Raw genomic sequence first — 26,926 nt, forward strand, 5'->3', positions numbered from 1 at the left:
TATTACAACCAAAATATTTCAATCCACGCACTCACATAGAGTGCGACTGGACAACCCTCGCTGCTTAACCGATATGCGACATCGGAATTTCAATCCACGCACTCACATAGAGTGCGACCAGGATAGGCACTAGCAGTAGGTATGAGAAGGAATTTCAATCCACGCACTCACATAGAGTGCGACAGCGAAAATGAAGGAATTCATACCCTAATGATATCAATTCCATGCATTTTCGAAAAAAACGATGCCAAAAAAGCTTGAATCGACTATTGACTTCTAACGAAGAAAGCTAATCCGAATCCATTTCGACAAATTTCGAGGTGCGAAGGACCCGGGGTTTTTATGTGAGCTTCACATTCGCACCGTAACCAAGACAATACACTCAGGATACCACAAAACATTTCTCTGTCCCAGAGAATGCTCTATTTTCTAAAACAATAACGACTCTGCCCCATCAATTACAATTTGTGCACCAGTAATGTGACGCGAATGATCAGAAGCCAAAAATGTCACCAAATCAGCTACCTGCTCGGGTTGACCCGGCCCATCAGCCAACGGTTGCCCTCCTTCGGGAAACTTGACGGGGATGGTAATTTGCTTTAACCCTTCCGATTTCTCCGTGGTTTCATCAATATTCGTCGAAATGGCACCCGGATAGATGACATTCACACGAATACGGAACTTAGCCAGCTCCAGCGCAGCCATTTTAGCAAAACCGGTTTGACCCGCCTTCGATGTGCTGTAGGCTGACATTCCAAAGCTGGTAAAGCGCTGATTTCCATTAATGGAGCTGGTAATAATAATGCTGCCACCACCGTTCTTTTTCAAATGTGGTATTGTATACTTCACCGTCAGGAAGGTACCATCCAGATTCGTGGACAATGTTTGCCGCCAATCCTCAATGCTCAGATCCTCGATCGGTCCGACGACCCCGTTAATCCCGGCATTAGCAAAAATGATATGCAGACCGCCAAATAATTCAACCGCTTCCAGAACTGCTTTTTCCACACGCACCGGATCAGCAATGTCCACGTCAAATGCCCGAGCTGATCCTTCACGTATGGCATTAATTTCTCTTTCCGTCTCCAAAATGCGCTCATTACTTACGTCAAAAAGAGCGACATTCGCTCCTTCTCTGGCCATTTGAATGGCCGTTGCCTTTCCAATCCCAGAACCAGCCCCCGTGATTAGAGCGGTTTTGCCTTCAAAGCGCGCGCCTCCTGCATATATGTAGCTCATATGTATCGCTCCCTTTCAGTAATCTGTATAATCACAAGATTACCCAAAAGGATATACTTTATAATCACCATTTTTGCGCATTTTTTGCTATTCCTTTGCGGTATTTAAGAAAAGGACGAATATTACGCGCATTAGCGCGTCTTTCCTTCTCCTCCTCGTTACATTCTATAAATATCTTAACGAATCGTATTTTTCTATGTATTCATCAAAAAAAGGACGTTATACAACCATGGATATGGATGCATACGTCCTTTTGCTTATTCATTTACCACTGAAGCTCAATAAATGCAGCATCATCATCAAGTCCCCCGGTATGGGATGCGTCCAATAATACCTGTATCTGCTCATCAGGGACTGGCTCGCGAATGGGGTCTAAATCGGATAAACCGTCCGTATACACCTGTAATCTCATAGGCATATCTGCGGGTATGCTTCTTTCGTACCAATGAGGCTTCCCACCAATCGGCCCACGACTTGTAGACCAGCGCTCCGATGTAGAAAAGGTATGATCGAACAGCTCGCTAATTTCCTCGGCACCGTTCCATAGTCGCAAACGTGAATCCCCTTGCCAGGCAAGTCGGAGACGGCCACGGCTACCACGCTTCGGCAGTTCGATTTTACCGCAAATATACATGGACTGGCTTCCCTGACGACGTTTATCTTCCAATACCGAGCGCATTAAGCCTGATTCATGATCCAAAGGCTGCCGATCCAGTTCCTCTGCCGCTGTACCTGCCAAACGTTCAAGGTACACTCTTAACTGATCAACAGACAGATCTTGTCCCCGTTCCATCCAATCCAGTAAAGAGGAACCCAGATAGCGGGCTGCAAAATCTCCTCGGTAACTGAGCCCGACACCATCACACAAGACAAAACAACAGACGGATTTATGAATACGTACTGCGGCGAAATCCTGTCCGCTTTCCCCCATACTGGCAGATTCGGCAGATCTTCCATAGCCATAACGACACATAAAACGACTGTGATGAGATGATAAAGGCTGATCGCCTGTCTGAGAGCTTATGTAAGCAAATTGCTGAGTCAGCCTTGCATTCATTCCCTTTTTTTTGCTCGCGGGGAGCAGGGACAGCAGTGGATTCATGCTTTTACCTCCTTACCGTACAGGCGTTGCAGCCGACATTTGGAACCCAATGGACACCAGTTCCGCACAGGTTCCGGGCAGCATCATAATGGCTCCTTCACCTAACTGATAATCTGCTTCAAACAGCATTTCCCGATAACTTTCAGGCAGTACAGAAGACATATCACGCAATTTCACTGCATGTTCATCCTGCAACGGCGTATTATGCGTCAGACCTTTCCAGCGACGGGGGTCCTGAATAGGCGTTTCCAGCAACCTGTCGGATAAAAATATATTCTCCACCAGTACATTACCGTCCGGTACACTCATGCTCATAATGCGCTTCGCAATCGGTTCCGGATCATCGCCTGTGGAAACCCCATCTGTCATATGACAGACCAAAGGTGCAGGACAGTCCTGCATCCCTGGTAATTCTGCCTGCAAAATACGCTCAGCTTGCAGGAAGGCTTTTGCTGAATCTGAAAATCGTTTGGGTGTCAAATCGGGCAACGAACCAATGGCCGCGATTTCATCAATTCCCTTGACACCATTCAGCAGGTCATACACGTCGTCACTATAAGCTAAAATCGCAATCCGATAGCGTGCTGTCAGCCGATTTCCTTTGGTTGATCGGAAAACCATCTGCCGGATCGCCAACGATATAGCTTCATATACAACGTCAATACGCCGCCGCCCCTCCATCAGCATGTTCATCGACGCGCTGATGTCAATCAGGTAAATGATCAGGGCGGGAGTGCGTTGTGAAGCCTGTATTGTATAATTCATGGTTTGTACATGCTCCCCTCAGTTACCTTCTATCTTCATCTGTTTTGTAGCTATCATTCCGCCCATATATAAACATATGAAATATTAAATTTTAGGCAGTCTAAAATTCGTATCGCCTAAAAAATTATAGATCGAGGAAGCCCGATATCCCACTTCGCCTACAGAACGATAATAAGAAGGATTACTATCATATAGTGTTCTAAAACGCTTCGCAAAGCTCTTTGCCTTCGCAGCGCTTCCACCTTCCTGAGAGGCATATGCCTTGTTGTACAGGGAAATAAGCTGAAGAACGTTCTCCTTGTTTCGTGCATGCATAGACTCTTTTTGCTTTTGTTCCGCCTCGGCTGCTGCCTTACGAGCTGCCTCTTCCTGGGCGGCACGGGTTTCCTGCTCCTTTTTCAAAGCCAAGTATTTTTCATACTTTGCCTGTTGATCATACGCTTTTTGCTTCGCCAACTTGGCAGCCGCCTGCTTATTTTGTTCCTTTTGGGCGAGATAAGCTTCATATTTAACCTGTTGATCGATAAGGGCTTGCTGTCTCTTCTGCTCTTCCTGTTGCTTTTGAGCGGCAAGTACCTGCTGTTTGGCCTGCTGTTCCGCTTCCTGGCGTTGTTTCTCCGTCAGCAATTTTTGAGCGGCTTCCTGCTCGGCTGCCAGCTTTTCCTCGGCCGCCTTTGCAGCCTTCGCTGCCTCTTCCTGCTTGGCCGCCTCGATTTGCCGCTGATTGGACTGATCTGCAAGAATATTCACGGCTGGGATTCCAGCTGCCAACAGAACGACTGCGGCCGCAGTTGTCACGATAAACGCTTTGGAGCGATACCAGGCTTTTGATTTTTCAGGTTGCTCCGGCGTCTTGGGATTCAACTGCTCCTCTAGCCCTGTGATCGCAGCCGACACCTCCACATGCAGAGGACTGCCGTCTTCTACAAAATGATACAACGACCGGTATACTTCCAGCGCTGCAGCAGGTTTGTTCTGCTGCTCCAAATCACGTGCCTGTCGGAACAGCTTGTCCGTTACCCCACGCTCTCCCTGCTCCAGGGCAGCCTGATTTAGCAGTGCAGCCTGTTCAGCCTTGAGCGGTGCAGGTGCTGACAAAGAAGATGCAGCTTCACTGGAAAGGCCACTCACCGCTGCCGATTCTATTGTTTCTGTCGCAGCAGGCTCCGGTTCTATAGCCTCAACTGGAATTTCCTGCTCAGTAACTGCATTAAGTACAACCAGCCATTCGCCAAAAGTAGGGCAACTGCTTAAATCCTGACTATCCCAGGCGCGGCTGAACAATTCTACCACCTTGCTGCCCCAACGGGATTCAAGTGATTTTCGTAAAATAAAATAACGTTCGCAAGGCGTCTGCATTTCATGCTGATCAAAATAACTTTCGCCCCACGCTTTGTCGACTACAACACGGTCAGACCAGCCTAGCATTTCTCCTATAATAATTGCCCCTGCAAAACGGTCTGCATACGCACTCCATAAACCGCTGTGGACGGTACGATGGGCGGCATACCCTGGCGAACCTGCCAATAGAGCGTCTGGACGATCCATTTTAGTACTATACATTTGTTCCACGTCCACCAATTCCACAGCTGACGTACCTTGAGGCAGTTCCACTTCAGAAAAAAACGGAAGCATCACATTCGGCGCCGATAAATCACAGTGCGCCAATCCTTTTTGCTCCATAGCTGAACCGATCCCTGCCAATGCTCTGGCTAAAGCCAGACTATCGGAAGCCTCAAGCTGACGCTGATCTGTGAGACAATCGAACCATGTCATACCGTGAACCCATGGCATCAGCACCGCATACAGCAAATCAGGCTGCTCGGCGATCAGACTTCCGTTTCTTTCTGGAGTGAGCACATCACGCTTGCATACCTGCAAACCGGGAATATCCCCGTATGCTTCCATATGCTCAGATTGATAAACCATAGCCGGGATGCGGAACTTCGGAAAAAACACTTTAAGGGCTTTTGCCTCATGCGGTGCTCCGTTTTTGGCATTCAGTTGGTATACAATTCCCTGCCGCCCTGCTTGAGCATAGGCTAAACCGGGTGCAGCGGGATGTCGTCCAACCACATAACCTGTGCCGTTTATGATCAATTCGTCTCCCGGATTCGGTTGAAAAGACATGAAACATCCCTCTCCTTACATCATTCAGTATGCTAGTTTTCCTCACCTTATTATATACATCTATGGATGGCAAGAAAACCGGGTATCCGAAGATCGCCCGGTTTTTCCTGAACATCCTGTGCCAAACCGTGAGGAATGGCTCACATATTGCTTCTTATAGAGTGGTATATGACAAGTTAATGCCTATCAGGCAAGGCAACTTATTTCGTTTGGTCAACCGTACGGAATTTGTTAGCGATAGCTGTCAATTCTTGGCTGATGCTGTTCAAAGTCGTTACGAAAGCTTGCATTTGTTTGCTAGCTTCCTGAAACTCTTGGAAGAAGCGTTGTTTAGTCATACCTTCCCATTGACCTTCCATACCTGAGATGGACTGTGTCAAACTGGAAACGATCTGTTGGCTTTGCTCACCACTTTGTTTAAATTGGTTAGCCACCTGATCAACCTGTTCTGGGGTAATTAAAATGCGTCCTGCCATTTTTTGCGTCCTCCTTGATGATAAAAATGTTTTTGTTTTATCTAGTTCAAATTGTACTATGGCTATTTAATTCCCTACAAAAGGCAAAGGACCTAATTGTAACAATCCCACTTTTTAACTATAAAACAGCATCTAACAGTATAATATTAACAAAACAACCACCTAATAAGTCCCATAAAGTCGGGAATTGCGAAACGAATCAAGTAAATTTTGCAGTCGATCCAGATTGTCCCGGAACGCGATCCCAACTAAGCGACAGGCTGATCTCTTGTTGTAGACGGATCAGTAAAATACCAATCCTGCGGACTGCTAGAAGACGCCTGCATCAGAATATCCTGATGCAACGTTTCTACATCCGAAGACTGTACACCAGCAATGGCATGTACGACAGACTGCGGGTTTGAAATCAGACTGCCTGTTTCCGAAGCTTGCCCAGGCAGAATAGACGGTGATTGCTGATTCGACCAATCGAGCATTGTGACGGGTCGTCCCAATGGTTGGCTGGCAAATGACAGAATCGTTTGATAGTTGTGGTCAACAGACTGAAACTGCTCTGCCTTTCGGTTCAGTTGTGTACCTGATGTATAGAGGTAAGCATGGATCTGTTCTGACATCCGCTTGGCCTGCATCCAATGATTCAAGATCGCCTCGCGTGCAGATACATCCCAATCCAGCGATTGTAACGCCTGCTCCAAACCTGCTGTTAACTGTTGAATTTGCTCCGCCGCATGCTGTAGCTGCCCGCTAAGCCCCCGAAGCACATCCGGTTCAACTCGAATGCGCATATCCATCACCCTTCTTCTGTCACTTCTTCATTCACTGCCGACTGTTTCAACCAATTTAATAATAAATCCACAAACTGATCTCTTGAAGCCATAGCTGCAATCAGCCAGTCTCCGTTACCACTAGAGCTCATCCGAAATATCCAGTTCATTGCAGGACACAGGACAAAGGCTGCCCGTTGTGATTCCCACTCCCTGCCGTTCCATACCAGCAATTGCAGTTCTCCTTCGGCTACACGAGAACTCAAAGACTGAGCCAGTCTTACAGCCCCCTCTGCATCTCCGCTAGCCTCGGTCAGTTTACTGCTGATCAGAGACACACTTTCTCCTGCCGATTGCTCGTAAATTTTATTAAATGCCTGCTTGGAGAACATAAGTGCGGGGGATTCAGGCACAAGTCGATCTACCCAACCCATTTTATCAATCAATGTCTCGCAAGCCTTTTCCACATTTCCCAGATCGTACAGTCGATACTCATCGGGTTCATCAGCGGATTTCACGAGTTCCACTACACGCTCGTTCGTGCAATGGAGATAGCCTTCAAACCGCTTACCTCCCCGCACATAGCGTATACGGCAAGCCCTGTTGGATAATCCCGCGATAGCGACTCTTGAAAAAACGGTAGGAGGCATTGCTAGCTCTTTGCCCTTATCTACCCGCTTTAGATACCCCTTTTCCAAAAGAGTAGCTTTTACCTGCTCCCACTCTTCCGCCAACTCCTCTGCTAGATAGCCCTTAAACGGATCTTCCACCCCAAGCAGTCTGTCAGAACCCAGTACGCCTGCCAGAAAAAACAGTTCCTTCGCCTTGAGGGTTATTAACTTCTGCTTGGAAGCTTGAAACGTTAACATTATGAGCCACCTCCCTTCAAACTACAACATGCCATCGGTCACGAATTTTCGTTATCCAATCCTCACAGCTCACTTGCTCTGAGAAGGGAATTGCCGCTTTTATCCTGGTAAATTTGCGCCGTACGTAGTATCCCTGCCCAGGTGGCAGGACTTTTAGGCCACCAGCAGCGGCGTTCGCCTCCGAATAAGGGATACGAAAGAACGATAGATCATTCGAATCTAGTGTTCCAAATAGCATACCGCTTTGGCTTGCCTTGACATCATTAAACCAGTCCACACCAAAGGTAGGGAAATCAGATGGCACACCCGAGAGCACGACATGCACATTGCGATCACGTCCCAACCGTACAATGGCGGAGAGCTGATCCTTTATCATAAAATCGTTCAGTTGCTTGCTTAACATATCCGCATCATCAATGACCAGGAGCAATTCGGGATCATTCCCCTCCTTGTTCCGCTGTTGAACGATATCATACACTTTCTGTACCAGAGGTCCCATTTCTTCCTCGCTTTCGGCAGCAGCCTTAACATGAGGAAGATGCCGTAATCTAGATAGTCCTCCGCCTCCATAGCGTGTATCGATCGTATAGACTTCCAATTGATCGGGTGATGTGTAATAAGCAAGCGATATAATCCAGCTCATTAGAAAAGAGGTTTTTCCACCCTCCATTGGACTACCCACTATAAAATTGGGCCCTTCTTTCAGATTCAGGAGAAAAGGCTCAAGATCGTCACTCTGTAGACCTACAGGTACTTCATAAGGAAGTGCACCCGATGGTCCACTTGTTCGATCCCACTGCTGAAGCAGTTCCGACAGTGGAATCCGCTCAGGTAATGGGAGGATGGCTGGTGCGTGCTTGCCTTTCCATTCCTGCACAATGCCAGCAATATTGCGGCGTAACCGTGCTGATCGCTCCGCCTCATCTTCTCCTGGTGAAGGCAATGCCGTCTGGAACTCCAGCGGAGGAACATGCCCTTTAACCAGAGCGCGGCCTGGAATTAACGGTCCTGGCGTTTTGGCTGGTCGTCCTACCGCATAGTAATAGTCACTCGGGTCGGACATTTCAAAAGAAACAGCATTCGGTATGTTACTGCGGAATTTCTCAAACACATCGGTAATCCGGTTCGCTGTAATGATAAACGTAATACCTAGACTGCCTCCTTCTCGCAAAAGAGATTCCAGCAGTTCATTTTCATCTGGATAAGCATTACGGAAATTAAGATATCCATCAATAACTACGACAATTTGCGGAACATCCTCAACAGCAGAACGTCGATAAGAGCTTATTGTTTTGACACCAGCCTCGGAAAGCATTTCCTTGCGTACGGCCACCATCTTGAACAGATAACGGAACAGTCGCTTGATCCGGTCATCCTCCTCAGCCATCATAACAGCCCCGATTTGGGGAAGTTCCCCAAAGTCGCGCATCGTTCGACCCATATCAATGATATAACCGTTCCAATGATTCGCTGCAAAACGCTGAGCCGTGGACATCAGCAATGTATGCAAAAAGGTCGTCTTTCCCATGCCCGGCATGCCATACACAGCCCAATGACCATGATCCAGCGATGCATAAATTGGCTCCTGCCGCTGATTCGGCAAATCATCCACCAGACCAATAAGGGCCTTCAACTCCAAAGGTGATGATGTACTATCTATTTCGGTGCATGCCGGCAGATTTGTTAAATCCAGCAATTCAGGCAGCGGCGGAAGCCACGGTCCCTGAAGTCGTTCGATCCCTGCCTTAGCAGCCTCATTCGCAATATAATCAATAAATACTTGAAGCTGTTTAGGGGCTTCTTCTCCTTTTAAGCCTGAGCTTGCCCGTTCGCCGCCCGTCAGTAGCGCTTCACGTTTCCCGTTCAGTCTCACTTCATGTACAGGTAGTGCAGAAGAAATATCGCTGTTGCCTATATACGGCGCACCGCTCCAAGCAAACTGCATCTCTTCAAACACCTCGTCGCTACCGACCTGGAAATATCCTCGTCCCGGCTTCGTAATCCACGCGGCATTCGGTATTTTCAACATGTCACGGCTATCACCTTCGCTTTGCACCCGTAAGCAGATGCGGAACCTGGAGTTACTCCAGATCTTATCATCTACGACACCTGCGGGCTTTTGCGTCGCCAAAATCAAATGGACACCTAGTGTCCGCCCAATCGCGGCAATACTGATTAGCTCGTCCATAAACTCTGGCTGATCCCGCTTTAATTGTGCAAATTCATCAATAATAATAACCAGATGAGGCAGCGGTTGTTCCTGCCGCTGCCGGAGTAGTCTGTAATATTCATCAATATGCTGTAAATTGCCTGCATCGTTCAATATCTTCTGTCGACGAACCAGTTCTGCTTTAAGAGATATTTTGGCGCGTTCAATCAAATTATTGTCCAAGTTCGTGATCGTACCCACAACATGCGGCAAGTTAACGAACGTGTTGGACATGCCTCCACCCTTGTAATCGATCAGCATAAAAGCAAGATCATGCGGATGAAACTCGGCAGCAAGCGAGGCTACGATGGACTGGATAACCTCACTCTTCCCTGAACCCGTTGTACCGGCGATCAAGCCATGGGGACCATGTCCTTGACGCTCTATCTTATCATGCAGGTTAATCATAATCCTCTTACCGCCTGCTCGCACGCCCATCGGCACAGGTAAGGTATCGGGATGGCGGTTACGTCGCCACCGATCTGCCACGTTCAGTTCTTCCACACTCGCTACGCTCATCATATCAAACAGAGGCAGCACAGCGGGAATGTCAGAAGCAGAGGAACGCTTCAAGCGAATAGGAGCCATGTACCGCGCCAATGCATCGGCTTCCTCTTTTGACAAACGATCCGGTTTAAAACTTTGCTGTTCAACCTCTGCCGATTCTGATTTGCGGGCATATACGCCCTGCTCTTTGGAAGCCTCCACAATCAGCTGACACTGCATCGGCAAAGCCTCTTTACGAGAAGCCAGCACAATCGTACACGCATCAATGGCTCGACCGTCCTCCAGTAACAACGGCAGCAACGGTTCCTCCTCAATCAGCTGGGTGTCAGATAAAACAACGATATAACACGGGACTTCCATCCCTTTGCCCTGGCGATCATTGCGATTATTTTTACGGCGGTTCAGTCTGGCAAACAGAAAATCAGCTAATTGATGTGCACTGCTACTGCGGTCTGACATCATTCTCTGGATGCGGTCATCATCCCACACATGTGGGAGCCAGCGCATCCAAGTCCATTCACTTTCCTCTCGCTCGTCATAGAAGGAAGCAATTTTCACTTCATCTGGCGAGTGACGAACCGTCACCTGTGCCAAAATGACTCTTAACGCAGCAAGGGTATGCTCCCGGTCGCCGACCAATCCAACCACTTTGGATTGAAACAGCGGTAATGCAATGGAAGCAGCGTCTACCAGACGAAATTCCTCTTCCAGCTCATCCGCAGCTCCCAACAAAGGATCTCGGTCATAACCATCTGGACGTGGAATTTGCAATTTAATATGAAAGGGAACTTGTCCAGTCCCAATACGCACCTGCAAAAAGTCCTCATCCTCCGGTGATCGTTCCCAGAGTGAACTATTGCGGTTTTTGACGATTTGAGTGCATATTTGCGGGTCACCGTGAATTTCATATAGTGTGCGAATTTGCTCCTCGCGTTTCATTTCAAGTTCTTCACGATGCTTTTGAAGCTGTTCCCGGTACATCCGGTCCCGTTCCTCCAGATTGCGCTTGTATTCCTTCTTATTATTTAAATAGACGAAAAAAGGAATCGTATAAGATGTAAGCATCATGACCACAGTGACCATCTGGAACATCAAATAGTTACTGTTACCCATCTTGCCTGTTTTGCTCATATATACGTAAAAGCCTATAGTCACCAACGTCATCATTAACGGAATAAGTATAGATATAATAGAAAAAGACGGCTTGCTCGGCTCAGCCGGAGGCCGTAAAATCTCCAGCTTCTCCTCTCGGAGCGCCGGCCTTAATCTCGGGGATCGCTGGTATAATGCATTCAAGACAAAAGTCCCCCTTTTCGCTTACTATTTCATTTTACCAAGGTTTCATATAATTTCATGTGTGTATTTACCCATTTTTTTCACTTTGAAACAGAGAACGCCTTCCATACACAGGCGCTTCGTCCTGAGTTGTCGAAAAAGCGCGCTGAATACGCACAGTACAGCCTTCCCGTAAGCCTGATCCTGTGAGTAGCTGGTTATCCCCCACCCTGAACCAAAGCCCTTCCGGGAACTTTGCTTCCATAATATATTGCATGCCTTCCGCCGGAGGCTCGCCGAAAATGCGCACACCCAGCATCAGCTTTAAATGTTCCACCGAGTATTCATCAGCTACCTCGATGTCAAACCACTCTGTTTCCTGTCGTCCTGAAAGCACGGTCAGGATCATCTGTCATCCCTCCCGATCCTTAATATATAGCAAAGTTCACGCAAAAAGCCTATTTCAACGGAAATATGGCTATCGTAACTGTAGCATCCGACTATTAGACTGTCAATTTGTTACAAAATACCCACTCTAAAAATTAAACAGCGACTTTAGTCATATTCTCTCACATTAGTAGAGTCATTGGTATCAATAATATGTATTTAATCGTTTCTAATACGGCTATATACGTCATTTTGTCGATTAGTTAGAACTAAATTCGATTGTTCCCTAGATTGTTGTGAACACTTTGTAAATTTTTCAGACCTTTATGTTTTTATAAGGTGTTTTTAAGGTAATTTTAAGAAACGGGCACTACAATAAAGCCATGAAATAACTCAGGCGAGGTGATTTTTGTGAGAACATTAATTACATTTCAAAACAAACGTATTCCCGTATACTTCAATCAAGAAAATAAGCAACCGGTACAAAAAACTTTAAAACTTCTAAGTAACACTTTGGAGAATAAAATCTCCAGCGGCAAGCGTGCCCTTCAAAAATGTCTTAACTCTTTGATCAGTATAGAGATTGTCGGTTGTGAAGCCATCCTGCATAGCGTTAGTGAAAATGATTCATTGGCATTGTCCCTCTATTAAGAGGGACTTTTTTTTGTCCACATTAGACACAAAAAAGAGAGGGGCATTTCAGCACCCTCTCCATATCAGCAGCTTTGAAACATGATACATGTGACTTACCGCAGCTTATTCATTTGATCAGACTCTATTTAAAGTATTCTGCGATAACCTTTTTTACCGCCTCGTTCCTTATTCTGCGCCTTCTCAATCCGTATTCTAAACAGTTCTAGTAAATTAGCGCGTGTATGCTCTTCCCGGCAGTTGTCCAGCTTTTTTAAGATAAAACGGTCAATGGACATATGACTCAGGCTCCTTTACAGCAAGCTGCCCCTGCTTTTCAAGGGGATGATCAGGCTATCCATTTTTAACCATTCTGTACGTTGTTTAAACAGGTACGTTCCTTAAGGGATAAAGCAGGCGGGATTACATACCCTTTAATTAGGGTAAATACATAAAGTTTCGAAAATTTTATCACGTTAAGCCTGGAAGCTATGGACAAGGAGCGAGCAGAAACCATGAGTAAACACATGATTACCAAAATAGGCTGGAACCTTTTATGTGCATTCTTAATCCTAACGATGATGGCTGCATGCAGCAGGGAAAAAGCTTCAACCCGGAGTATGGCCCAACATGAAGCTGAAGCACGTGCCTACACCGTAACGGGCAATCCCAACCAAGGCGCATCATCGCTTGATGAACGAGCTGCCAATCATACACCTGTTCATCAGCAAGGCAGCAGCTATGTCGAAATATCAGGTGGCGTTAGCATTGATAAAAATACCGTGAAAGTTACAGGACATTCCAACCTCCCGGCCGGAGCACGGATCAAAGGGAATCTTGCGGTCAAAAACTCCCTGTTAACTGGGTACACGGATGAGACCACTATTCAAAAGGACGGAAGTTTTATACTCCGAGTGCAACGCCCTGGAATACAGGGCAGTATGGATCTGACTGTTCTGTTCCGTCCGGATGATCAAGACAATGAGATACGAAATCTGTATGGCAGCGGTGGCAACAAATTGGAAGGTCCTTATGTATATCAATACGAAGAAAACAAACAGCTTTTGCATGAAGTTCGGATTGGGGCTGAATTTGATCCTGAACAAGAACGCAATACCCCTTTAGTTAAGCCCGTCTGGAACAAACCTAAGGACTACGGTAGCCCTCAAGTGTGGATTAAGCCTGATGTGAAGCAAGAAGGTAACTATTATCATGTATATGCGCGCAGCAATTTGCTGGAAGGGTCAGACGTCAAACTCACGATTGATTTTCCGGGACGATGGCAGTTTGGCTACGATGATCAAACCAAAGTTATGCCTGACGGCTCCTTCAGCATGAGGGTCAAAAAGCCGAGCCTTGCCAACCGTTACACCATAGTCATAAGTTTCGAACCAAACGAAGATATGTGGACCAACGCCAAACAGGCGTATGGTACACAAGGAGAACGTCTTTCGGGACCGTTAGTCAAATCCGCAGACGACAAAGAGGGCTCCAAACAAATTGAAGCCCGTATCCCTATCCAACCCAAATCGTAACTAAACACAGCATCTAACTTAAAGTTACGGCCGTTCGCCATGAAATACGCTTCACAGATACAGCCTATGACGCGGTATCCACGTCTGAGTAGATACAGAATCTAGTGTCGTCTAGCCGCTACGGCTGTATCGTGACTGGCGTGCCTATACTTACCTTTTCCTGAAGCTCAAGCACATCCTTATTCTGCATTCGAATGCAGCCATGTGACACCATCTTGCCAATGGACCATGGCTCATTGGTGCCGTGAATGCCATAATGCGGCTTGGACAGCCCCATCCAGAACGCTCCGAAAGGGCCGCCGGGATTGGGCTGTTTGTTAATAATCGTAAATTGCCCATGCGGTGTCTGTGTAGCCAGCTTGCCAATACCGACTGGATAACTAAGAACAATCTGATCTCCATCTTTCAAATATAAACGACGATCCGATAAATCCACCACAATGCTGTAGTTCGGCATATATTCACCCCTTTATACCATATGCCGACTACAACATAGATTTTCTTATATTTTTACATTTGATGCTTCACTGCAGTTCGGCTTACCACTCCACATCACGTCGCCAGCCGCTTCGCTGATCCCTACGACCCGGGGTTGTGCTTGAACGGCTATCTTTCCTGCGCCGGTCTGCCTCCTTACGCGCCTGATATTCCAGTTCCCGCTGCATTTTGCGATAATTGTTCACTCTGGATTCCGACAATTCCCCTCTCTCTATAGCTTCCTCCACTGCACATCCAGCTTCGCCCTTATGCTTGCAATCTGCAAAACGGCATTGCTGCGCCGTTTCCATAATATCCGAAAAGGTATGAGCGACCCCCATGGAATCATCCCACAGATTTAACTCGCGCATACCAGGTGTATCCAGCAAAACGGCTTGCTTTGCGATGGGAAAAAGCTGTCGGTGAGTGGTTGTGTGCCTGCCTCGACTGTCTTCCTCCCTCACATCCTGTGTCAGTTGAACTTCAGATCCGGAGAGCCAGTTTACTATCGTGGATTTTCCACTACCGGAAGAGCCTGTCAAAGCAACTGTACAGCCAGGTTGAAGAAACGCCTCCAGTTGCTCTCTGCCTTCGTTCTGCAAAGCAGAAATAACGATAACAGGTACACCAGGGGCAACTCCCTCCGCTTCAGCAACCCGTTGTTCGACATCTTCACAAAGATCACTCTTACTCAAAACGACAACCGGGTTTACCCCGCTGTTCCAAGCCATAATTAAATACCGTTCCAGTCTGCGCATATTAAAATCATGATTCAGCGCATTAACAAGGAACAACGTATCCACATTGGTAGCGATTAGCTGCTCCTTCGTCTCAAAGCCCGCGGCCTGTCTAGATATTCGACTTTTCCGTGGCAAGACGGCATGGATGACTGCATCCGACACTTCATCTGGCGTAGTGATTGCTAGCCAGTCCCCTACAGCAGGCATTTCCGCCGGATCGACAATAGCATGTCGTAGCTTACCTGAAGCCGCTCCCCAGCGTTCTCCATCCATTGTGATAAGCTTCACCTTTTGTCCATAATCGGCAATCAAGCGGGCAGGACGTACCTGTGTATTTCCTACGCGTTCCTCAAAACTTTGCTTCCATTGGTCCCAAAAACCGTTCCAGTAATCAGACCAACCGTATTCATGTATACTCATTGTTTTCCTCCTGAAATCATTATTATTTTTTTGATCGTAGTGTTATTCGATCGATCGGTATACATTTTTCTCCCCGCATGCAAACAACGCAAAAAATCCGCAGGGGTTTCCCTGCGGAGGGTATACGATTCAGGCCGATGTGATCCGTTCGTTCACTTAAGCAAGCAGTCTTCACAGACCACTCCCCAGAACCAGCAACTGGATAACAAGATGCCTAACCATAAAAAATCCGCAGGGAATCACTCCCTGCGGATTTCGTTGGTTCTACTGCCAACCAACTGCTAAGCCAAGACTATAGATCTATACAGTCTTTAACCGTGCATCGTCCGTGCGGGAGACAAGTCATTCTGCTGCTGAACCCATCCATTCATGTTCGTACGCATATAACATCGCCTCCTCCTAAAATTTACTTTATCATACAAGTCCATCAATTGTCTGTCAAGGCTGCCCACGAAACTTTTTTGAAATCTTTGTCAAGTTTCGTTTAGTGTACTTGATCCCAGCGCGTCCACATCTCACGCGGGTTCAATTCGTACATTTCCCGTTCCCTGTACATAAACTGATGCATAATCAGCTCACGCCGAATCGTTGCAAAATCCTCATGGTATTGCTTGATCCACTCGTTTAATTCACGTTCAGGATACATGCGGCCTGGCTCCAGCTTTTCTGCCAGCATCTGAAGGACGATTAATTTTTTCTTATACTGCGCAGGGATTTGGCGCAACTTGCCGTCCTTGGAAAAAAAATTGCGTAAGACCGACGCCTCCAGCGTTTCATTCAACTCTGACATCTCTTCCTCCCCCTCTCCTTTTTCGAAAATAAATCGCACCGTCGCCTCGGCATGCTGCCGGATCAGCTCTGGATTCAGTGTAAAATACACCATGTTTTTATCACGTCGTTCCTTAATCAGCCCAGCCTCACGGAGTTTGGAAGCATGATGTGTAACAGTCGGCTGGGACAAATTCAGCTTTTTCGCCAAAGCTTGACCATGCATCTCCCCACGGGACAAAAGAAGTAATATTCGCATACGCGTTGGATCAGCGAGTGCTTTATGATAATTGACCATTTTATCCAGTTGCATCGTTATTGCACCTCTTTTCACTAGTACATACTTGCTATGCAAGCGAATTCAATCACATAAAATAGATATATATCTAATTATATGTTTACTAAAAGTAGCTGTCAATCTTCACCTTCCATCATCACTTTCTGAAAACGGCTGGATATTGTGTTCGCATTGCGGTAGGATTATTATTTGAAAACTTCTCACATACTGAGCTATTTGCTTCAATCCTGAGATCCGTTTTTAATCGTCAAAATAATGTTAACCCTACAAAACAGGCGTAATAAACCAATACAACTGGAGGTTCATCCAAATGTACGACGTAATCATTATCGGTGGCGGACCCTGCGGACTATCCGCTGCAATCGAATGCAGCCGCAGAGGTTTGCAAACTGTCATTATTGAAAAAAGCAACATCGTTCACTCCATTTTTCTGTATCCGACCAACATGCAGTTTTTTAGCACCGCCGAACTACTGGAAATCGGTGATGTTCCATTCAGCACCCCTAATGATAAACCTTTTCGTCATGAAGCACTGGCGTACTATCGTAAGGTAGCCACTCATTATAACTTGAACATTCAGCATTATGAGGAGGCCCAGTCCATTCATCGCCAGGATGACGGTACATTTACCGTACATACCCTGAGCAAAGGGGAAATAACCAAAACGTATTCGTCACGCTATGTCGTTGTGGCTACAGGATATTTTGATCATCCGAACTATTTGGGCATTCCTGGGGAACAATTGGATAAAGTCACGCACTATTTCAGCGAAGCCCATCCCTATACAGGAACCCGGGTCGCAGTCATCGGTGGCAGTAACTCTGCGGTAGATGCTGCAATGGAATTGGTGCGGGTCGGAGCTACGATTGATATGGTATATCGTCGAAGCGAGTTGTCCCAATACATCAAGCCGTGGGTTCGTCCACTGTTTGACAGTATGGTACAAAAAGGGAAGATCACGCTGCACTTAGGCGCACGCATTACCGAAATTCATCCAGACCATGTCGTAGTCACTCCGCTGGACACTGAAGCATTCCGGCTCGAAAATGATTTTGTACTGGCACTGACTGGATTTCACCCGGAACGAAAACTACTGGAGTCTGTTGGCGTCCACATGGCTGAGGATCTGGACAAACCAGAATTTAATCCTGCCACGATGGAAACGAACATCCCAGGTATATATGTCGCTGGGGTCATCGCTTCAGGCAGCAATGCCAATGAAGTGTTTATTGAAACAGGCCGCTGGCACGGGCGACAAATCGCCGAACATATCCAAAGCTAAATAAACGAAGGAGAACATCTGTATGGATTACAGCTCACTTATCTTACTGGTATTGGCTGGTCTTGGGATTGTTAGTGGCAACTCTACCGTGACTATTGCCATGGTTGTATTACTGCTGCTGCGGGTAACCAGCTTTCATTCTGCTTTCCCCTGGCTTGAAAGGTATGGCCTGACAATCGGAATTATTATTTTGACGATTGGGGTCATGACCCCGCTAGCCAGCGGTAAAATCAGTATCAATCAGGTGATGGAGTCTTTCCTGCACTGGAAATCACTGCTCGCGATTGGTATCGGAATTTTGGTAGCCTATCTTGGCGGCCGCGGAGTAACTTTGATGTCTGGACAGCCCATTATTGTGACAGGTTTACTGATCGGGACCGTCATTGGCGTTGCCTTCTTTAAAGGAGTTCCTGTTGGACCTCTGATTGCTGCCGGATTGCTTTCCTTGTTAATCGGCCGCAGCTAAATTCGTACAACAAATATAGGAATAAATGATAGCAATCTGCATGTCGGGCTGAATTCAGTCCCGCTTTGTGGTATACTCATATCGCATAATTTGGTAAATGCAGGAGGCTTGACCGATGTCTCGACAATTTGTAACGGAAGCTGTAATGGTGGCTATATACGGCCAACTACTTACATCTCCCGCCCCTGTGGAATATATAGTGCCTTACACATCACTGCTAGAGCTATACGAATTCCAGGATAGCACAGAGCCGCTCATGGATAATCCTATCGACGATCAACATGTGAAGCGGAAGGTAAGCGAGTTGATCAGTTATTTTGAGGAACCGTTGAATCAGAAAAAAATTCGGCGTGCCCTTCAGATGCCTTGGGCCAAGAGCTTGCCTATTCTATTCGATGCCAATACATCACTCATTATCATTAATGCTGTTGATACTGCGCATTACGGAGAATATTTTGATCCAATTGAGACTGAACTAGTGTTGACAGCTCAACGTGAATCATTACCTATTCTGACGGATCAATTGGACTGGATCCACCGCATTATCGAAGCTTCCGTACCTGTACATGTGTACGACATTGATGATTTTGATTTTGCACTCGATGGCCCGATACTTAACAACCCTTAACATACGACATACCCGCCTTAACCACAAAAAAGCGGCGGAGCATCATGTACAGGTTCATCTCCTGTAACACGATACTCCACCGCTTTTCTTGTCCAAGAACAACTATTTGCACGCTATGATTGACAGTAGAGCGCTAAGCTTGTCCATCCTCAACATAGGTGTAAATAATGTCATCATGTTCCTCCAAATACTTAACTTCCAGATGATGGCCCTTCAGATACCAGTAATCCTGGTCCTCCATATAAAACGTAATGCCAGCCGCTTCATGCTGTAATACGGGGTGCTGCGGAGGCTCTACGGCAATTCCCAGAGAAAAGCCTGGATGCAACCCGCCGCCAGAGCTATAGCGAACAAAAAAACGGATCGAATCTCCACGATTCAAACTAAGCTCCTTAATGTACCACTGTGCCGCAGGTTCAGTTACCTGTATGCTCATACGTTATGCTCATCTCCTTGTACAATGACGTCTGCCAACTATATCATAGCATCTTTTAGAATGACCACCAACCGTCCCAACCCAGCGAGCTTCTTGGACAAGTCATATACATTTTTTTGAAAAAGGTTTGACAATTCGCAAAAAAGGGTGTTAAGATTCAACCATACGAGATCCATTTTGAAATTTATTACCAATTCGAACGATTACTCATGTTAGAATGAACCCATTTTGAGGAAGAAAGGAGTGTTACCGGTGCTAAAATTTCCTATTGCATTTTACCCACATCTACAAACACAACAACTTCATACCGGAGCATCTCCCCTGTCGCATCCTTCATAATTGGGCCATTCACGTTGTATGGTTTAATACGAGTGGCTGCCTGCGTTTGAGCAGTTTTTCAGTGGTGAGTGTGCTGAAAATACCTGCGCGCCATATGATATTGAGATTTAAGGCATATCGTCTGCGGACGGTATGCCTTTTTTGCGCCTGTTGCCGGATCATATTTGTGGTAGCAAGCCGCTGTTGTTTCTTCAAAATGGTACACAACTCTCGAAAGAACTTGTCATGAAAGGATGGGATTCCTCTTGTTTTCGGTACTTAAAAATTTAAGCTGGTTTTTTAAAAGAGAACGAAGCCGATACTCCATTGGATTGTTTTTGCTGATAGCCGTTGGTGTGCTGGAGCTTGCTCCACCTCGGCTACTAGGTAGTGCCATTGATGAGATTGTGCGCGGTTCGATTTCCTGGTCCTCACTTTGGCGTTATATTTTGTACATCATAGGCATTCTAGCCGTCATCTACTACATTACGTACATATGGATGCACAAGCTGTTTGGTGGTGCCAATCTGGTGGAGCGCTTACTGCGCACACGCTTTATGAATCATCTACTGCGGATGACCCCTCCATTTTTTGAACGTAATCGTACTGGTGATCTGATGGCTCGTGCTACGAACGACCTTCGCTCCGTAGCAAGTACAGCGGGCTTCGGCATGCTGACACTGACAGACTCTACGGTCTATCTGAGCGTTGTATTAGTTGCCATGGGTACCCTAATCAGTTGGAAGTTGACACTGGCAGCTATCCTGCCCCTACCTTTTATTGCACTGGCTATGAGCATTTACGGTAAAGCCGTTCACGAGCGTTACACACTGGCACAAGATGCATTTGGTGATATGAACGATCAGGTGTTGGAATCCGTAGCAGGCATCCGAGTCATTCGCGCCTATGTGCAAGAGCGAATGGACGAAAAGCGTTTCGCTGATATTACCGACGATGTATTTCGTAAAAATCTGGCTGTCGCTCGGATGGATGCTCTCTTTGAACCAACGATTCGTTTATGTGTAGGACTTAGCTATGTCATTGGACTCGGTTATGGTATTTATCTGGTATTTCATAACGATATCACGCTAGGCGAATTGGTCTCCTTTAATATGTATCTAGGAATGATGATTTGGCCGATGTTTGCCATTGGAGAGCTGATTAACATTATGCAGCGCGGTAGCGCTTCCCTGGACCGGGTCAATGAAACTCTCGATGTCCAGCCAGACGTTCAGGATGCAGCTCAACCTGTTCCAGTGGACCGCCTCGAATCCATCAGGATGAAAGACGTTACCTTCCGTTACCCTACTTCTACTATTGACAATCTGTCACATGTGAGTCTGGAGCTCAAACGCGGAGAAACGCTAGGCGTCGTCGGTAGAACCGGCAGCGGGAAATCCACTCTCCTCAAACAGCTTCTGCATGAATATCCGACGGGTAGCGGTGATATTTTAATCTCCGGCATACGTCTGGAGGACATTGCAGTAGAACAACTACACAGCTGGATCGGCTACGTGCCGCAAGAGCAAATTTTGTTTTCCAAATCGGTGCGCGAGAACATTCAGTTCGGGAAACCTCGTGCAGATGATGACGACATTATGGAAGCTATCCGTACAGCTGCCTTCGACCAGGATTTAGGTACCTTGTCTGATGGGCTGGATACACTGGTCGGAGAAAAAGGTATCGCCCTGTCCGGCGGCCAGAAGCAGCGTGTTTCGCTGGCACGCGCCTTTATCGGTGATCCGGATATTCTATTGCTCGACGATGCACTATCTGCAGTAGATGCCCGGACGGAAGCAAGGATTATTGACAATATCCGACGTAAGCGCTCGGGTAAAACAACCTTGATCTCCACCCACCGCCTCTCTGCTGTAGAACATGCAGACCGGATCGTCGTGCTGGAGCAAGGACGCATTATTGAGGAAGGGACCCACAGCGAGCTGCTTCAGGCTGACGGATGGTACCGACAACAGTATGAACGGCAACAAGTGGAATCTGATCTGACCTCAGGGGAGGTATCCTAATGAAACCTAATATCGGCAAAAGGCTATTCCAGTACGCGCTGACGAGCAAAGCAGGCTTTATTGCCGCTCTCATCGCTTTGGCTATCGGAGTAGCCGCCGAGCTCGCTGGTCCCTTCATCGCCAAAACGATGATTGACGACCATATGCTCGCTATTGAAAAACCATTTTATGAAACAACTAGTGTGGACGGAACTGTAAGCTATGCTGGAACCCACTTTAAGCGTGAAGATCGCTTTGAGTCCGGGGAGACCAAAGGTCGCGAAGCGAGGATTTTACAAGTTGGGAAATCTTTCGTATTTATCGATGGCTCGGTTAAAGTGGCTGACGGTAACCGCTCCTTTACGAACGGAACGCTGACTGTGACACGCGGCTCCGACACCTTTCGCTATGAAGCTAAGGCTCTGACAGCTGATGAACTGTATAGCTTTTACAAACCGGAAATGCCCGGTATCTTTCAGCTGATTGGCTGGTATTGCTTCTTCCTGATTATTTCCATTTTTGCTGAATTCGGCAAAACATACTGGCTGCAATCCTCGGCGAACAAGGTCATTCAAAAGCTTCGGCTTGATCTCTACGCGCACATCCAGCGGTTGCCAGTTTACTTTTTTGATAACTTGCCCGCAGGCAAAGTCGTATCCCGTGTTACGAATGACACTGAGGCAGTCAAAGATTTGTTTGTGGCTGTGCTCTCAAATTTCACTTCAGGGATTGTAACGATGGCAGGAGTATATGTTGCACTCTTTTTGCTAGACTTCAGACTGGGTCTTATCTCTCTGTTTATTGTACCGTTATTGATCTTGTGGATTATATTGTATCGCAAGGTCGCCACCCGCTATAATACAATCATTCGGTCCAGACTCAGTGAAATTAATGCGATTATCAATGAATCGATTCAAGGGATGTCCATTATTCGCGTGTTCCGGCACCAGAAACAAACGCAGCAAGAGTTTGAAGAACTGAATGATGACTATATGAAGCATCAGAATAAAATGCTGAATTTGAACGCCTTCACTTCGCACAATTTAGTCAACGTGTTAAGAAATCTCGCCTTTGCCGTCGTGTTGTGGTATTTCGGATCTGAGGCGCTCGGAACTACAGGTAGTGCTGTTTCACTAGGCGTATTGTATGCCTTCGTCGATGTGCTGGGTCGACTGTTCCAACCTATGACGGGTATGGTCAACCAACTCGCCGTACTGGATACTTCCATCGTATCCTCAGGACGCGTATTTGAGTTGATGGACGAAACTGGAGAGCCGGTGACGGACGGCACGATGCCGCGCTACAAAGGCCAGGTAGAGTTTAACGACGTTTCCTTTGCCTACAAAAAGGATGATGTACTTAAACATATTTCCTTTACTGCACAGCCCGGGCAAACAGTTGCCCTTGTCGGACATACCGGATCAGGCAAAAGTTCGATTATTAACCTGCTATTCCGGTTCTATGATCCGCAAAAAGGAACGATCACCATTGACGGAACATCTGTCAAAGACATCCCTAAGCAATGGCTTCGCCATCATATGGGTATTGTTCTTCAAGATCCATATTTGTTTACAGGTACGGTAGCCTCTAATGTCAGTCTCGAAGACAGCCGAATCACGAGAGAACAGGTGAATAAAGCACTGCATGACGTTGGAGCCGACAAATTGCTGGCCCATTTGCCGCAAGGATTCGATGAGCCTGTTATTGAAAAAGGTAGCACTTTATCAGCCGGGCAACGCCAGCTTATTTCCTTCGCTCGTGCACTAGCCTTTGATCCCGCAATTTTAATTCTGGATGAAGCTACTGCCAATATTGACACCGAAACGGAAGCGCTCATCCAATCCGCTCTTGAGGTACTCAAGAAGGGACGTACGACCTTTATCATTGCTCACCGTTTGTCCACCATTCGCAGTGCGGACCAAATTTTGGTGCTTCATCGGGGTGAAATTGTTGAACGGGGCAGCCATGACGAACTTATGGCTCAAGGCGGTCGTTACTTCCAAATGTATCAGCTCCAGTCGGGAACAGTTGCAACAGATTCGGCTTCATCCTCTGCACATGCTGCGCAAGATGACCTACTTGCAAGCAAAGTCAGCATTTAAAGCTTGAATAGCCCTATTGCTTAGGGCTAACGATTAACATTTGGTATAAAAAAAACCAGCAAGTCTCCCCTACAAATTGGAGGCTCGCTGGTTTTATTTATATCTATAACATAGGGCTCGTAATTTTATTTAGCTACAGACGTGCCTGTTCCTGTGGGCGGAAGCACTGTTCCATCTACTGCTTTAAGCGTAACCTTATACTTGCTGTCTACCAATGTGCTTGTGTGGGTATCCGTAATGACCTGAATATTCATTTCCCCTGGCTTTGGACTAGTCAGCTTGTAGTAAATTACTGCATTCGTATCATCTACGTAGTCGATGTGATCCACTTCAATGCCGTAACCTGGATTAGGTGCCTGCAGACGGGTGATTGTCACTTTGTTCTGCTCGTCATTTGCCTTCTCTATACTCATACTAATGTTATTTTGTTGAACCGGATCTACAGGCTCAGCCGGATTTTCAGGAGTAGCTTCAACCGTTTTATGACTTTGTACAAATTCGGATGCGTTATAGACCATTTCTGCTGCCTCCATCCGCGTTACTTTACGATCCGGGTTAAAGTTGCTCTGTTCGTCCAATTTTGCAATTTTGGTCAATAGCAGGAATTGAACGGCTGCGTTTGATTCCTGGTCTAGTTTTTTGCCATCCGCTACATTAATTAACATACGGACAGTTGGATATTCACCCGTTGCACTCACTGCTTTATACAGAATATTCGCAAATTGTTCTCTTGTCATACGGGTGCTTGGATCAATATCTGGTGACAAAGGGATTTGGTGTTGGGCTGCAATCCGATAGGACTGGGCATACCATGCGGAAGCCGGAATGTTTGCAAAGGAACCCGTTGTGAAATCAGGCATTACCTGAAGATCCATCGCACGAACAACCAAGTGTACTCCTTGTGCATACGTGAGCGTTTGATCCGGTGCAAATTTATCCTTGGTTATTCCTTGAATAATTCCTTTCTCCTGAAGTGAGTTTACGATCTTCTCCTGTTCAGCTCCCTTTATATCACGAAAAGCAGAGGCCGACGTAGCTACTGCCAATGAGCAGATGACAAGCAGGGCAGCTGTCACGCTTTTGTTCTTTTTCATGAGATACACCTCCATGTTTACTTTGCTTCTACACTTACCGACGCAATAAAAGCATCAAATGTTTCAAATATGCACAAATTGGTTGCAAAACAGTGGAATACCTGCGTTTAGTGTACCCGTCTAACTCTTTTCTGCTCACAATCTTTATACATACCCAAAAGTGCCTGTAACCGATTTATTTTTTTACAGTATTCCTTTGGAAGATCCAGGTCTGGGTAGCAGTCATCCCGCCAGCAAAAACTCGCTCCCCTTTGTTCGCTTTGCTTACATCCGATTTGGCGCTTTCAGACCAAGAAGTTGCAGCGCGCATGCCAGAATATCGGCAGTTTGTTCCGCCAACCGAATACGCCACTGTCCACCATCGTCAATCCTTTCCTTGGCGTAAAAACGGTTAAACGCCTGAGCCGTATCCAATGCAAATCTCGCAATTACCGATGGCTCCAGTTGGCGAGCCGCACGTATCAGTTGTCCGTGATAGCGACCCAACTGCTTAAGCAGCGCCCAACCTGCGTCACCCAACATTCCATCCGATACGTCATTCAAATCACGAGAATGGCTATCTTGGACAAGGTCGTTGTCGCTAGGATTAGTATTAACATCAACATCGGCGCGAGCGTGAGCTTTCTCCAGAAGGCTGCGAATGCGCGCATGAGTATACTGCACATAAGGCCCGGTCTCGCCTTCAAAGGTCAGCGCCTCCTCCAACGAAAAATCCACTTCATTCAGCCGGTTGTTTTTTAAATCACCAAAAATAATCGCCCCGATACCAACGTCCTCAGCTACTGCCTGTTGTTCCTGCAAATCGGGGTTCTTCTGAGTAATGATGGCTTGAGCACGCGCTATAGCTTCATCCAGCACCTCCTCCAGTTTGACAACTTTTCCGCGTCTTGTGGACATTTTCTTACCCGCAAACCGCATTAATCCAAACGGCACATGCTCACATTGCTCCGCCCAAGCCTCCCCTGCATGCTTCAGCACCGCAAACACCTGCTGAAAATGCAACTTCTGTTCTCCACCAACGACGTACAGCAACCGATCAGCCTTCATCACTTCATGACGATAAATCGCTGTTGCCAGATCACGTGTCGGATAAATGGTAGTCCCATCCTTTTTTAGAATAAGACACGGAGGCAGTTCTTCATCTTCCAGACGAACCACGAGCGCGCCATCACTTTCCTCCAGCAATCCTTTTGCTCTTAATTGAGCAACAACTGCCTGCATCTTATCATTGTAAAAACTTTCTCCCAGCACATGGTCAAATGTAATGTTTAGACGCTGGTACATACGATCAAATTCACCCAGACTAACTTCAACAAAAAACTCCCATAGTTGTTGAGCCTCAGCATCCCCATGCTCCAAACGTCGGAACCACTCGCGGCCTTCATCCTCCAAAGTCGGATCATGCTCGGCCTCCTGATGAAAACGAACATATAGCTTCAGCGATTCACCAATCGGATCATGTTGTAGCTGCTCCTCATTTCCCCATCTTTTATAGGCCGCAATTTGCTTGCCAAACTGTGTTCCCCAATCCCCAAGATGATTCACACTAACTGGAACATATCCGGTTTCACCAAGAATACGATACAAGGCAGCACCGATAACAGTAGAGCGAAGATGACCGATACCAAACGGTTTGGCAATATTGGGCGAGGACATATCAATAACTACCCGCTGTCCGTGCCCGATATTGGGCCTGAGGAAATCGGCCTTGCTCAATTCAGCAAGCATAAGTGGAATATGAACAGATCGATCCAATGTTATATTTACATAGGCACCCGATGCTGAAGCAGTTAAACCTTCTTCATGATTCACTAGCTCCGCCAATTCCAGTGCAATGTGCTGTGGAGACTTTCGAAACTTTTTGGCCAGCACAAAACAGGGAAACGCCACATCTCCCCATTCGGGCTGCGGAGGCACCTCAAATAAAGATACAATTTCTTTCTCCTCCAAGCCCGTATGGGCCAATATCGCTTGAGCAGCAATCCTCATCAACATGATCTCTCTCC

Annotated in this window: 24 protein-coding genes and 1 CRISPR repeat array; of the genes, 7 read left to right on the plus strand and 17 right to left on the minus strand. The window is 46.7% G+C overall.

Going from position 1 to position 26,926, the window contains the following annotated elements:
• Positions 1-15: 15 nt before the first annotated feature.
• Positions 16-183: a CRISPR direct-repeat array (repeat unit 32 nt; unit sequence ATTTCAATCCACGCACTCACATAGAGTGCGAC).
• Between the two features lie 246 nt (positions 184-429).
• The 9 genes from BM358_RS00935 to BM358_RS00975 form a co-directional block, all read right to left on the minus strand.
• A complete protein-coding gene (locus BM358_RS00935; RefSeq protein WP_028542686.1) occupies positions 430-1,239 on the minus strand; it encodes an SDR family oxidoreductase in 810 nt (269 codons plus the stop codon).
• Positions 1,240-1,504: 265 nt separating this feature from the next.
• Positions 1,505-2,341, minus strand: coding sequence for a hypothetical protein (locus tag BM358_RS00940; RefSeq protein WP_028542687.1), 837 nt, complete (start codon positions 2,339-2,341; stop codon positions 1,505-1,507).
• A gap of 12 nt (positions 2,342-2,353) precedes the next feature.
• Positions 2,354-3,106: a vWA domain-containing protein gene (locus BM358_RS00945; protein ID WP_013309992.1), complete on the minus strand. Its 753-nt coding sequence runs from the start codon at positions 3,104-3,106 to the stop codon at positions 2,354-2,356.
• Between the two features lie 84 nt (positions 3,107-3,190).
• A complete protein-coding gene (locus BM358_RS00950; RefSeq protein ID WP_028542688.1) occupies positions 3,191-5,236 on the minus strand; it encodes a serine/threonine-protein kinase in 2,046 nt (681 codons plus the stop codon).
• 200 nt (positions 5,237-5,436) lie between these two features.
• On the minus strand, positions 5,437-5,712 hold the full coding sequence (locus BM358_RS00955; protein WP_013309990.1) for a WXG100 family type VII secretion target: 276 nt from the start codon (positions 5,710-5,712) through the stop codon (positions 5,437-5,439).
• 248 nt (positions 5,713-5,960) lie between these two features.
• On the minus strand, positions 5,961-6,497 hold the full coding sequence (locus BM358_RS00960) for a WXG100 family type VII secretion target (protein ID WP_028542689.1): 537 nt from the start codon (positions 6,495-6,497) through the stop codon (positions 5,961-5,963).
• A 5-nt stretch (positions 6,498-6,502) separates the two neighbouring features.
• The gene (locus tag BM358_RS00965) at positions 6,503-7,345 is read right to left on the minus strand and encodes a hypothetical protein (RefSeq protein ID WP_028542690.1); all 843 of its coding nucleotides are present in this window, start codon (positions 7,343-7,345) and stop codon (positions 6,503-6,505) included.
• Between the two features lie 16 nt (positions 7,346-7,361).
• Entirely contained in the window at positions 7,362-11,357 is a 3,996-nt protein-coding gene (gene essC / locus BM358_RS00970) for a type VII secretion protein EssC (protein ID WP_028542691.1), read from the minus strand.
• 67 nt (positions 11,358-11,424) lie between these two features.
• Positions 11,425-11,745 (minus strand): hypothetical protein, encoded by a 321-nt coding sequence (locus BM358_RS00975; RefSeq protein ID WP_023988263.1) that lies wholly within the window; start codon positions 11,743-11,745, stop codon positions 11,425-11,427.
• 389 nt (positions 11,746-12,134) lie between these two features.
• Here BM358_RS00975 and BM358_RS00980 point away from each other — a divergent pair, with 389 nt between their 5' ends.
• Entirely contained in the window at positions 12,135-12,374 is a 240-nt protein-coding gene (locus tag BM358_RS00980) for a hypothetical protein (protein ID WP_013370782.1), read from the plus strand.
• 128 nt (positions 12,375-12,502) lie between these two features.
• On the opposite strand, the gene BM358_RS26350 is transcribed toward BM358_RS00980, so the two are convergent.
• Positions 12,503-12,652, minus strand: a complete 150-nt coding sequence (locus tag BM358_RS26350) for a hypothetical protein (protein WP_023988262.1) — start codon at positions 12,650-12,652, stop codon at positions 12,503-12,505.
• A gap of 216 nt (positions 12,653-12,868) precedes the next feature.
• Between BM358_RS26350 and BM358_RS00985 the strand changes: the two genes are divergently transcribed.
• A complete protein-coding gene (locus BM358_RS00985; protein WP_028542692.1) occupies positions 12,869-13,888 on the plus strand; it encodes a hypothetical protein in 1,020 nt (339 codons plus the stop codon).
• 118 nt (positions 13,889-14,006) lie between these two features.
• Here BM358_RS00985 and BM358_RS00990 read toward each other — a convergent pair whose 3' ends face one another.
• From BM358_RS00990 to BM358_RS01000, 3 genes are all read right to left on the minus strand, one after another.
• Positions 14,007-14,345: a L,D-transpeptidase gene (locus BM358_RS00990; RefSeq protein ID WP_023988260.1), complete on the minus strand. Its 339-nt coding sequence runs from the start codon at positions 14,343-14,345 to the stop codon at positions 14,007-14,009.
• Positions 14,346-14,427: 82 nt separating this feature from the next.
• The gene (gene rsgA / locus BM358_RS00995; RefSeq protein WP_028542693.1) at positions 14,428-15,525 is read right to left on the minus strand and encodes a ribosome small subunit-dependent GTPase A; all 1,098 of its coding nucleotides are present in this window, start codon (positions 15,523-15,525) and stop codon (positions 14,428-14,430) included.
• Positions 15,526-16,009: 484 nt separating this feature from the next.
• Positions 16,010-16,606, minus strand: a complete 597-nt coding sequence (locus BM358_RS01000; protein WP_023988258.1) for a DUF2087 domain-containing protein — start codon at positions 16,604-16,606, stop codon at positions 16,010-16,012.
• Between the two features lie 295 nt (positions 16,607-16,901).
• Here BM358_RS01000 and BM358_RS01005 point away from each other — a divergent pair, with 295 nt between their 5' ends.
• The 3 genes from BM358_RS01005 (at position 16,902) to BM358_RS01015 (ending at position 18,967) form a co-directional block, all read left to right on the plus strand.
• Entirely contained in the window at positions 16,902-17,873 is a 972-nt protein-coding gene (locus BM358_RS01005; RefSeq protein ID WP_023988257.1) for a YpdA family putative bacillithiol disulfide reductase, read from the plus strand.
• A 22-nt stretch (positions 17,874-17,895) separates the two neighbouring features.
• Complete coding sequence (locus BM358_RS01010) at positions 17,896-18,339, plus strand: DUF441 domain-containing protein (protein ID WP_013309978.1); 444 nt, start codon at positions 17,896-17,898, stop codon at positions 18,337-18,339.
• 115 nt (positions 18,340-18,454) lie between these two features.
• Positions 18,455-18,967, plus strand: coding sequence for a hypothetical protein (locus BM358_RS01015; RefSeq protein WP_028542694.1), 513 nt, complete (start codon positions 18,455-18,457; stop codon positions 18,965-18,967).
• 133 nt (positions 18,968-19,100) lie between these two features.
• Here BM358_RS01015 and BM358_RS01020 read toward each other — a convergent pair whose 3' ends face one another.
• Both BM358_RS01020 and BM358_RS01025 read right to left on the minus strand, forming a co-directional pair.
• The gene (locus BM358_RS01020; RefSeq protein ID WP_013309976.1) at positions 19,101-19,403 is read right to left on the minus strand and encodes a HesB/YadR/YfhF family protein; all 303 of its coding nucleotides are present in this window, start codon (positions 19,401-19,403) and stop codon (positions 19,101-19,103) included.
• A 348-nt stretch (positions 19,404-19,751) separates the two neighbouring features.
• Positions 19,752-19,937, minus strand: a complete 186-nt coding sequence (locus tag BM358_RS01025) for a hypothetical protein (RefSeq protein ID WP_226887697.1) — start codon at positions 19,935-19,937, stop codon at positions 19,752-19,754.
• 50 nt (positions 19,938-19,987) lie between these two features.
• Here BM358_RS01025 and BM358_RS01030 point away from each other — a divergent pair, with 50 nt between their 5' ends.
• Together BM358_RS01030 and BM358_RS01035 are read left to right on the plus strand one after the other, a co-directional pair.
• Positions 19,988-21,745: an ABC transporter ATP-binding protein gene (locus BM358_RS01030; RefSeq protein ID WP_023988255.1), complete on the plus strand. Its 1,758-nt coding sequence runs from the start codon at positions 19,988-19,990 to the stop codon at positions 21,743-21,745.
• The gene (locus BM358_RS01035) at positions 21,745-23,826 is read left to right on the plus strand and encodes an ABC transporter ATP-binding protein (protein WP_028542695.1); all 2,082 of its coding nucleotides are present in this window, start codon (positions 21,745-21,747) and stop codon (positions 23,824-23,826) included. Before BM358_RS01030 ends, BM358_RS01035 begins: the two co-directional genes overlap by 1 nt.
• A 125-nt stretch (positions 23,827-23,951) precedes the next feature.
• Here BM358_RS01035 and BM358_RS01040 read toward each other — a convergent pair whose 3' ends face one another.
• Both BM358_RS01040 and argS read right to left on the minus strand, forming a co-directional pair.
• Positions 23,952-24,920 carry an S-layer homology domain-containing protein gene (locus BM358_RS01040; protein ID WP_028542696.1) on the minus strand — a complete coding sequence of 323 codons (969 nt, stop codon included), beginning with the start codon at positions 24,918-24,920 and terminating at the stop codon, positions 23,952-23,954.
• Positions 24,921-25,184: 264 nt separating this feature from the next.
• The gene (argS, locus tag BM358_RS01045) at positions 25,185-26,915 is read right to left on the minus strand and encodes an arginine--tRNA ligase (RefSeq protein WP_028542697.1); all 1,731 of its coding nucleotides are present in this window, start codon (positions 26,913-26,915) and stop codon (positions 25,185-25,187) included.
• Between the last annotated feature and the right edge of the window lie 11 nt (positions 26,916-26,926).

Origin of the sequence: Paenibacillus sp. cl130, from assembly GCF_900116035.1 — a bacterium.
Taxonomy (GTDB): Bacteria; Bacillota; Bacilli; order Paenibacillales; family Paenibacillaceae; genus Paenibacillus; species Paenibacillus polymyxa_B.